Origin of the sequence: Halomonas saccharevitans, assembly GCF_900116405.1 — a bacterium.
Classification (GTDB): Bacteria; Pseudomonadota; Gammaproteobacteria; order Pseudomonadales; family Halomonadaceae; genus Halomonas; species Halomonas saccharevitans.
Window position 1 is genome coordinate 73,977 of record NZ_FPAQ01000016.1, and the last position, 8,819, is coordinate 82,795.

Annotated in this window: 8 protein-coding genes and 1 pseudogene; 6 read left to right on the top strand and 3 right to left on the bottom strand. The window is 71.2% G+C overall.

The features are described 5' to 3' along the window. Positions 1 to 73 precede the first annotated feature (73 nt). Positions 74 to 1,351: a UbiH/UbiF/VisC/COQ6 family ubiquinone biosynthesis hydroxylase gene (locus tag BM388_RS09115; RefSeq protein WP_089849332.1), complete on the top strand. Its 1,278-nt coding sequence runs from the start codon at positions 74 to 76 to the stop codon at positions 1,349 to 1,351. On the opposite strand, the gene BM388_RS09120 is transcribed toward BM388_RS09115, so the two are convergent. The 3 genes from BM388_RS09120 to gpmI form a co-directional block, all read right to left on the bottom strand. Then, positions 1,329 to 2,636: a S41 family peptidase gene (locus BM388_RS09120; RefSeq protein ID WP_089849334.1), complete on the bottom strand. Its 1,308-nt coding sequence runs from the start codon at positions 2,634 to 2,636 to the stop codon at positions 1,329 to 1,331. The genes BM388_RS09115 and BM388_RS09120 overlap by 23 nt on opposite strands. Positions 2,637 to 2,720: 84 nt before the next feature. Beyond that, positions 2,721 to 3,914 carry a murein hydrolase activator EnvC family protein gene (locus BM388_RS09125; RefSeq protein WP_245781506.1) on the bottom strand — a complete coding sequence of 398 codons (1,194 nt, stop codon included), beginning with the start codon at positions 3,912 to 3,914 and terminating at the stop codon, positions 2,721 to 2,723. A gap of 23 nt (positions 3,915 to 3,937) precedes the next feature. Then, positions 3,938 to 5,506 carry a 2,3-bisphosphoglycerate-independent phosphoglycerate mutase gene (gene gpmI, locus BM388_RS09130; RefSeq protein WP_089849336.1) on the bottom strand — a complete coding sequence of 523 codons (1,569 nt, stop codon included), beginning with the start codon at positions 5,504 to 5,506 and terminating at the stop codon, positions 3,938 to 3,940. Positions 5,507 to 5,722: 216 nt separating this feature from the next. On the opposite strand from gpmI, the gene BM388_RS09140 reads away from it, so the two are divergent. From BM388_RS09140 to BM388_RS09160, 5 genes and pseudogenes are all read left to right on the top strand, one after another. Beyond that, on the top strand, positions 5,723 to 6,145 hold the full coding sequence (locus BM388_RS09140) for a rhodanese-like domain-containing protein (protein WP_089849340.1): 423 nt from the start codon (positions 5,723 to 5,725) through the stop codon (positions 6,143 to 6,145). 84 nt (positions 6,146 to 6,229) lie between these two features. Then, a complete protein-coding gene (secB, locus tag BM388_RS09145; protein WP_089849342.1) occupies positions 6,230 to 6,754 on the top strand; it encodes a protein-export chaperone SecB in 525 nt (174 codons plus the stop codon). 34 nt (positions 6,755 to 6,788) lie between these two features. Further along, positions 6,789 to 7,514, top strand: a complete 726-nt coding sequence (locus BM388_RS09150) for a 16S rRNA (uracil(1498)-N(3))-methyltransferase (protein WP_089849343.1) — start codon at positions 6,789 to 6,791, stop codon at positions 7,512 to 7,514. Between the two features lie 74 nt (positions 7,515 to 7,588). Beyond that, on the top strand, positions 7,589 to 8,308 hold the full coding sequence (locus BM388_RS09155; protein WP_089849345.1) for a CvfB family protein: 720 nt from the start codon (positions 7,589 to 7,591) through the stop codon (positions 8,306 to 8,308). A gap of 266 nt (positions 8,309 to 8,574) precedes the next feature. After that, positions 8,575 to 8,819, top strand: a pseudogene (locus BM388_RS09160) (hypothetical protein); the annotation flags it as partial.

The window sequence follows — 8,819 nt, forward strand, 5'->3', positions numbered from 1 at the left end:
CAACGACAGAGGCTGGAACGAACACCATGAACAGACGGCATGGCCATCCGGGCCATCACGAGGAGCAGATGCCATGAGCGCAGAACAGGCACACGCGACGGCACCGTTCGAGGCGATCGTCGTCGGCGGTGGCATGGTGGGCGCGACCCTGGCCTGCCTGCTGGGCTGGGCCGGGCTCTCGGTGGCCCTGCTGGATGCCCGAGAGGCGCCGCTCGACGGGCAGGCCGCGGGCACGGGGGCGCCCTCCCTGCGGGTCAGCGCCCTGACGCCGGTGTCCCGCCAGCTGCTGGAGGGGCTGGGCGCCTGGCCGGCGATGGCCGCGCGCCGGGTCAGTCCCTATCGCTTCATGCAGGTGTGGGACGGCGAGGGCAGTGGGGAGGTGAACTTCTCCGCGGAACAGGCTGGGGTTCCGCTGCTCGGCCACATCGTCGAGAACGACGTGACCCTGGCGGCCCTGGAGGCGCGCCTGGCCGAGCTGCCTTCGGTGACCGTGCGCTTCGACGCCCGGGTGGCCGAGCTCGATACCGAGAGCGCGGGCGAGCGGCGCACGGTGGTGCTGGAGGGTGGCGAGCGGCTCCAGGCGCCGCTGATCGTGGCCGCGGACGGCGCCCGTTCGCCGCTGCGTGAGCGGGCCGGCATCGAGACCCGCGAGCGCGACACCGGCCAGGTGGCGGTGGTCACCACGGTGCGCACGGCACGCGATCACGGTGGCGTGGCGCGCCAGGTCTTCCTGTCGACGGGACCGTTGGCCTTCCTGCCGCTCTGCGTCGAGGGCGACGCTCGCCACTGCTCGATCGTCTGGTCGACGACGCCGGAGGAGGCCGAGCGCCTGACGGCCCTGTCCGCCCAGGCGTTGGGCCAGGCGCTGGGCGCGGCCATCGAACATCGCCTCGGGGAGGTGACGGTGGTCGACCGGGCACTCGCGGTGCCGCTCATCCAGCGCCACGCCGAGCACTACGTGCGCCCGGGTTTCGCCCTGGTAGGCGATGCGGCGCACAGCATTCACCCCCTGGCGGGCCAGGGGGTGAATCTGGGGCTGATGGATGCCGCGGTGCTGGCCGAGGAGGTGGTCGAGGGGCGCCGGCGGGGGCTGTCACCCGGCGACGAGCACGTGCTGTCCCGCTATGCCCGTCGGCGTCGCGGCGACAATGCCGCCATGCTGGCGCTGATGGATGGCTTTCGGTTGCTGTTCGGGGCGCGCCATCCGGCGCTGACCCTGGCGCGCAATCTGGGGCTTTCCGGGGTGGACCGGCTCGGGCCGCTCAAGCGGCTGCTGATGCAGCAGGCCACCGGCCACCGCGGCCGGCTGCCCGCCGCCTGTCGCCCGTTCAGCCGTCGCGACGCTGGCTGAGCACGTTGAGGGCCTTGAGCAGGTTCAGGGCTTCGCCGAGCTGGTAGTCCTCGCGCAGCCGCTGGCTCACCTCGCGGCGGGCCCGCTGCTCATCGGGGGCGTCCAGATGACCCTCGAGATCCGCCTCGCGCACATCCAGGCGACTGCTCTCGGCGACCTCCAGGCGGCCGCGGATCACCTCCACGTCGGGCTCGATGCCCTGAGCCTGGATCGAGCGGCCGTCGGGGGTGAAGTAGAGCGCCGTGGTCAGCTTGAGCCCCTCGTCGTTGCCCAGCGACATGATCTGCTGCACCGAGCCCTTGCCGAAGCTCTGGGTGCCCATCACCACGCCGCGGCGCTGATCCTGCAGGGCGCCGGCGACGATCTCCGCCGCCGAGGCGCTGCCGCCGTTGATCAGCACCACCAGCGGCACCTCGGGGGCCGCGGTCTCGCGGCCCGCGGAGAAGCGCATCGCGCTGTCGGCCAGGCGCCCCTCGGTGTAGACGATCAGCCCGCTGTCGAGGAAGGCGTCGGCCACGTCCACCGCGGCCTGCAGCACCCCGCCGGGGTTGTTGCGCAGGTCGAGCACCAGGCCGTCGAGGGGCCCGTCCTGTTCCAGGCTTTCCAGGGCCTCGTCGACCTGCGCTCCGGTGCGGCTCTGGAACTGGCTGACGCGCAGGTAGCCGTAGCCGTCCTCCAGTAGCTCGTGCTTCACGCTCCGGGTGCGGATGACCTCGCGGGTCAGGGTGACCTCCAGCGGCGCGTTGGCATCCTGGTGGAGGATGGTCAGCCGCAGTTGGGTGCCCGGTTCGCCGCGCATCAGATTGACCGCCTCCTGTAGCGAGAGCCGATCGGTGGGGGTGTCGTCGATGCGCAGGATCCGGTCTCGGGAGCGCAGGCCGGCCCGGGAGGCCGGGGTGTCGTCGATCGGCGTGATCACCGTCAGCTGACCCTCCTCCATGCCGACCTCGATGCCCACGCCGCCGAACTCGCCCTGGGTGGATTCGCGCAGGCTCTCGAACTCCTCGCTGTCCAGGTAGGCGGAGTGGGGATCGAGCTCGCTGAGCATGCCGCGCATGGCGTTGCGCAACAGGTCCTCGTCCTCGACCTCTTCCACGTAGGCGCGCTTGATGCGCTCGAACACCTCGGCGAAGGCCTGGATCTCGGCCACCGGCAGGTCATCGCCCGCCCGTGGCGCTTCCTGGGCGGCGGCGGGCAGCGGAGCGATGGCCAGCAGGGCGATCGGCAGCAGCACCGACACCAGGTGGCGCGTCACGGTAGGCAGGGCGGCGGGACGTAGGGGCATGCAGACTCTCGCGGTTGCGTGGCGGGCGGCCCAGCATAGCTCGCGCCCCGGCGTCGATGGAATAGCCGGGGCGTGCGGCGACGCTCAGGGGCGGCTGGCGATCCAGCCCCGCGGGTCGATGGGCTGGCCGTTACGGCGCACCTCGAAGTAGAGCCTTGGCTGATCCTGGCCGCCGCTGGCGCCTACGGCGCCCAGGGCGTCGCCGCGGGAGACCGCGCTTCCCACCCCGGCGGAGAAGTGCTGCAGGTGGGCGTGCAGGGTCATCACCCGGTCGCCATGATCGATGATCAGCAGGTTGCCGAAGCCGCGCATCCAGTCGGCGAAGACCACTCGGCCCGGATGCACGGCCGTGACCGGGGTGCCCTCGGCGGCGCGGATCACCAGGCCGTTGAGGTGCACTCCCTCGCCGTGGCGAAAGGTCGAGGCGATGGCGCCCTGCACCGGCCAGGGCAGCGCGCCGCGGGTCTCGTCGATGGCGGTGGAGGGGGGCGGGCGCTCGAGGCGGGCCAGCCGCTCCTGCACCTCGCGCAGGGTGCGCTCGGCATGGGCGCGGTCCTGGGCGAGGGTCGCCAGCCGGGCCTGCTCGCTGGCGAAGCGCTCGTCCAGTGTCGCCACCAGCGCGGCGCGCTCGGCGCTCTGCTCGGCCAGGGCGGCGCTGCGCTCGGCAAGGCGTGCCGTCACGGCTTCCAGCCGCTCGCCGCGCTCGGCCAGGGCCTGATGGGTGTCGGCGAGTTCGCTCTCCAGGCGCTCGATGCGATCGAGGCGCTCGTGACGGGCCCGGGCCAGGCGATTGAGGTAGTGCTGCAGGCGGTCGAGCCGGGCCGGGTCGTCCTGGTTGAGCAGCAGCTTGAGCTGGGGCGTGAGGCCCAGGCGATAGAAGGCCTCGAGCTGGACCTCGAGGGATTCGAGCTGCTCGCGCCGCTCGTCGGCCAGGCGCTCGCGCCGGGCCTCCAGATCGGCGATCTCGTCGTTCAGGGCACGCCGCTCGGCCTGCAGCGCGTCGAGGCGGTGATGGGTCTCGGCCAGCGCCGTCTCCACCTCGCGCAGCGCCTCACTCGCCTCGTCGCGGGCCTCCCGGGTGGTGGAAAGCTCCCCGGAGGCGGCCAGGATCTCCTCGCCCAGGGCGTCGAGGCGCGCCTGGGCCTCGCGCTCGGAGGGGGCGGCGGCAAGCGACGAGGCCGGGTTTGGCATCAAGCCCAGCGTCAGGCCAAGGCCCAGCCCCAAGGCCAGGCCGCTCAGGCCTCTCGGCCCTCTCTGCAGGGCGCGCCGCATTGCCATTCCCTGGCGCTCCGGGCCCCGGCTCACTCGGCCTCGATCAGCACGCGTCCGGTCATCTCCTCGGGCACCGGCTGGTCCATCAGGGTCAGCAGGGTCGGGGCGATGTCGCACAGCCGACCGTCGTCGAGCAGGCGCACCGTACGCGGCCCGACGTAGATCAGCGGCACGTCGAAGGTAGTGTGAGCGGTCTGGGGCGCGCCGGTCTCGGGGTGGATCATCTGCTCGGCGTTGCCGTGGTCGGCGGTCACCAGGCAGGCGCCGCCGACGCGCTGGATCGCCTCCACCACCCGCCCGACGCAGGCGTCCACGGCCTCGATGGCCTTGACGGCAGCGTCGAACTTGCCGGTGTGGCCGACCATGTCGCCGTTGGCGTAGTTGCAGACGATCAGGTCGTGCTGGCCGCCCTCGATCGCCTCCACCAGGCGGTCGGTGACCTCCACGGCGCTCATCTCGGGCTTCTCGTCGTAGGTCTTCACGTCCTGGGGGGAGGGCACCAGCACGCGGGTCTCGCCCTGGTACTCCTGCTCGCGACCGCCCGAGAAGAAGAAGGTGACGTGGGCGTATTTCTCGGTCTCGGCGATGCGCAGCTGGGTGAGGCCGCGCTTCTCCATCACCTCGCCCAGGGTGTTCACGAGCTCGGCCGGCGGGAAGGCGGCCGGGGCCGGGATGTCGGCGGCGTACTGGGTCAGCATCACCAGGCCGTCGGCGGCAAGCCGGGGGCGTACCCGGCGCGTGAAGCCCTCGAAGCCGTCCTCGACGAAGGCGCGGGTCAGCTCCCGGGCACGGTCGGCGCGGAAGTTCATGAAGATGCCCGCATCGCCGTCGGCCATGGCCACCACGGCGTCGGCGGGGCGGATGCTGGTGGCGGTGACGAACTCGTCGGTCTCGCCGCGCGCGTAGGCCTGCTCGAGGCCCTGCTCGGCGCTCTTCGCCTCGAACTCGCCCGCCCCTTCGGTGATCAGGCGGTAGGCCTGCTCGACGCGGTCCCAGCGGTTGTCGCGGTCCATGGCGAAGTAGCGGCCGATGATCGAGGCCACGAAACCGTGCTCGGCGCCCACCAGCTCGGCGAGACGCGCGTCGGTGCGCTCAAGCGAGGCCAGAGCGCTCTTCGGCGCCGTGTCGCGGCCGTCGAGGAAGGCATGCACGTAGATGCGCCGGGCGCCGCGGCGGGCGGCCAGCTCGGCCATGGCCAGGATATGATCCTCATGGCTGTGCACGCCGCCCGGCGAGAGCAGGCCCAGCAGGTGCACGGCCTGGCCCGCGGCCACGGCGGCATCGATCGGCGCGGTCAGCGCCTCGACGGTGGCAAGCTCGCCCTCCTCGACGGCTTTGGTGATGCGCGTGAAGTCCTGATAGACGACGCGCCCGGCCCCCAGGTTCATGTGGCCGACCTCGGAGTTGCCCATCTGGCCGTCCGGTAGGCCCACGTAGCGACCGTCGGTATGGATCAGACTGTGCGGCTGTTCCTGCCACAGGCGATCCATCACCGGGGTGCGGGCGGCGAGCACGGCGTTGTCGGTGGGCGACTCGTTGTAGCCGTAGCCGTCGAGGATGATCAGGGCTACCGGACGCGGGGTACGGGGGTCGGTCATGGGGGAGGGCCTCGTGGTCGGGGTCGCGCCGACCGGCCTCTCGGGCGGCCAGGGTCGCGACTTGCATCTGCTTGCGGCATCATATCGCACGGCACCGTCGGACGTCATTTTGGCCGGCGCCCGGGCCGCGGCGCGCCGCGGCTTTGTGTATACTGGGCGCCGCCGCGACTGGCCGGCCCCGTTCACCGTGTACCCGATAAAGAGTTAGCCGAACCCATGATCGATCAGCTGTTCGAATTCGTGCAGAATCATCCCCTGCTGGTGGGGGCCTTCCTGGTGGTGTTGATCGCCTGGCTCGCCTACGAGGCCCGCAACAGCAGCGCCGGCGGCGTGACCTCCAGCGAGGCCACCCAGCTGGTCAATCGCGAGGACGCCGTGGTGGTCGACCTCCGCGAGGCCAACGACTTCAAGGCGGGCCACATCGCCGGGGCGCGAAACATCCCGCAGAGCAAGCTCGACGAGCGCCTGCGCGAGCTCGAGAAGTTCAAGGGCAAGCCGATCATCGTGGCCTGCAAGCACGGCCAAAGCGCCGGCGTCGCCCAGGCCAAGCTCACCAAGGCAGGCTTCGAGCGCGTGCTCAAGCTCAAGGGCGGCATGGCCCAGTGGCAGGCGGATGGCCTGCCGGTCGTCAAGAAGTAGGCCTGGCCGTCGAGAAGCAAACGACGCCCCCGTATTTCCCGGACCCGTTTACCCGATAGTTTCACCGGACAAAGGACCTTTCCCATGGCGGAAGAGAACAACCAGAACGCCGGCGCCGATGGTCAGGCGTCGGGCCAGCAGGACAAGCCGCAGCTGCAGTTCGCCCTGCAGCGCATCTACGTCAAGGACCTCTCCTTCGAGGCGCCCAACTCGCCGGCGATCTTCCAGCAGCCGTTCAAGCCCAAGGTCGGCCTGGACCTGAACACCACCCATCAGCAGGTCGGTGAAGACCTCTATGAGGTGGTGATCAAGGTCACCGCCCAGGTCACCCACAGCGAGGAGGGCACCACCTCCTTCCTGGCCGAGATCGAGCAGGCCGGCCTGTTCCGCATCGGCGGCCTCGAGGGCCAGCAGCTCGACCATACCCTGGGTGCCTTCTGCCCCAACGTGCTGTTCCCCTATGCCCGCGAGTGCATCGACAGCCTGGTCAACCGCGGTGGCTTCCCGCCGCTGATGCTGGCGCCGGTCAACTTCGAGGCGATCTACGCCCAGAAGAAGAAGCGCGAGGCCGAGCAGGCCCAGGCCGCTGGCGAGCAGGCGACCCAGTAAAGCCGATGCCGATCCTGATGAGCGAGAACCGCCCGTGAAGGCGCCGCGCATCCACGTCGCCGCCGACTTCCACGTCGGCGGCGACGTCGTTCTGCCAGAGGGGCCCGCTCGCCACGTGGCCCGGGTGCTGCGCCTGGGCGAGGGGGCCGTGTTGCGCCTCTTCGACGGCGCCGGCCTGGAGGCCCGGGCGGTGCTCGTCGAGGCCTCCCGCAAGCGGGTGGTGGCGCGCCTCGAGGCCGTCGAGCCGGGGCGCGGCGAGTCGCCGCTGGCGGTGCACCTCGGCCAGGCGATCTCCAAGGGGGATCGCATGGACTACGCCATCCAGAAGGCGGTCGAGCTCGGGGTGGCGGCCATCACTCCGCTCTACACCGAGCACGGCGACGTGCGGCTCAAGGCCGAGCGGGCGGCGAAGAAGCTCGCTCACTGGCAGGCCGTGGCCGCCAGCGCCTGCGAGCAGTGCGGCCGCGCGACCCTGCCGCCGGTGCATGCCCCGATGGGCCTGGCCGAGTGGCTCGCCGCCCGCGACGAGGCGCTGCGCCTGGTGCTGCATCCCGGCACCCCCGGGGCGTTGGATGTGGCCGAGGCGCCCGCCAGCGCCGCGGTGCTGATTGGCCCGGAGGGCGGGCTCGCCGAGGCCGAGGTCGAGGCCGCCCGGGCCGAAGGCTTCGCCCCGCTCTCCCTTGGCCCGCGCGTGCTGCGCACCGAGACCGCGCCGGTGGTGGCGCTATCGCTGCTGCAGGCCCGCTTCGGCGATCTCTGAGCCCCGCGCTCGGCTATCCTCCTCCCTGGCTCCCCCACGCTTTCCCGCTCCCCACTCTCTACCGGATGCCCGCCATGCCCGATTCCCGAGACCGCCGTTCGCCGCGTTCCTCCGCCCCGCATGCCGCCGCCCCGCGCCGCCATCGCGCGCCTCGGGCCGCCGTCGGCGAGGTGGTCTACCTCGAGGTGGTGACCGTCAACGAGACCGGCGCCTTCCTCGACTGGGGCCACCCCCGCGACCTGCTGCTGCCCTACGGCGAGCAGCGCTTCCGCCCCAGCGTGGGCCGGCGGGTGCTGGTGATGATCTACGAGGACCAGCAGGGCCGACCGGTCGCCTCCCAGCGACTCGACCGCTTGCTGGCCGACGAGGCCGAGGGCCTGGCGTCGGGTGATGAGGTGGCGCTGGTGATCGCCGATCAGACCGACCTGGGCTACAAGGTGGTGGTCGATCAGCGCTGCTGGGGCCTGCTCTATCGCGACGACGTGAACCGGCCGCTGCGCCGCGGCCAGCGGCTCGCCGGCTACGTGAAGCGCGTGCGTGACGATGGCCGCCTGGACCTGTCGCTGCTGCCGCCGGGGTCGGCACGCCTCGACGTGGTCGGCGAGCGGGTGCTCAAGGCGCTGCGCGAGAGCGGCGGCTACCTGCCGCTGGGCGACAAGAGCGACGCCGGGGAGATCAAGGCGCGCCTGGGGGTGAGCAAGAACGCCTTCAAGCAGGCCATCGGGCGGCTCTACAAGCAGCGGAGGATCCTCCTGGAGCCCGGCGGCATCCGGCTGGCGCCCAGCGGAGACTGATCCAACCCGCCCTTTCATTCGGCTTCCCGGAAGCGAAGCGTCGAGGGGGCGCTGTGAACCCCTCCCTGGGCGCTACCGATGCCCTGCTGCGCTCTCGCGTCCCGCTCCGCTTGCAGGTCCGGTGCTGGCCATCCATGGCCAGCCCGTTCGGAGCAGTGCTCCTCACCCCTGGCATAGACATGATGGATTGACCTGCCCCTCCTCAACGTCGTGGGTTACGTTGAGGTTGGGCAACAACACAGAGCCACTATTGAGGGAGGCAGGTCATGACACAGTCTAACGCAACTCAGCAGGTCGTTGTGGAGCGCACTGCCGCCGAGCGGCTCAGCGCCGCCAGCGACGTCCATGCCGCCTATATCGGGCTGGATGTGCATAAGGCCAGCATTGCGGTATCCATCGCCGAGGCGGGACGGCATGAGCCGGAGTTTCGTGGTGAGATCGCCAATGAGCCCACGGCCATCGACACGCTGATCCGCCAGCTGAGCCAGCGCTTCGCGGGGCAGCCTCTGCT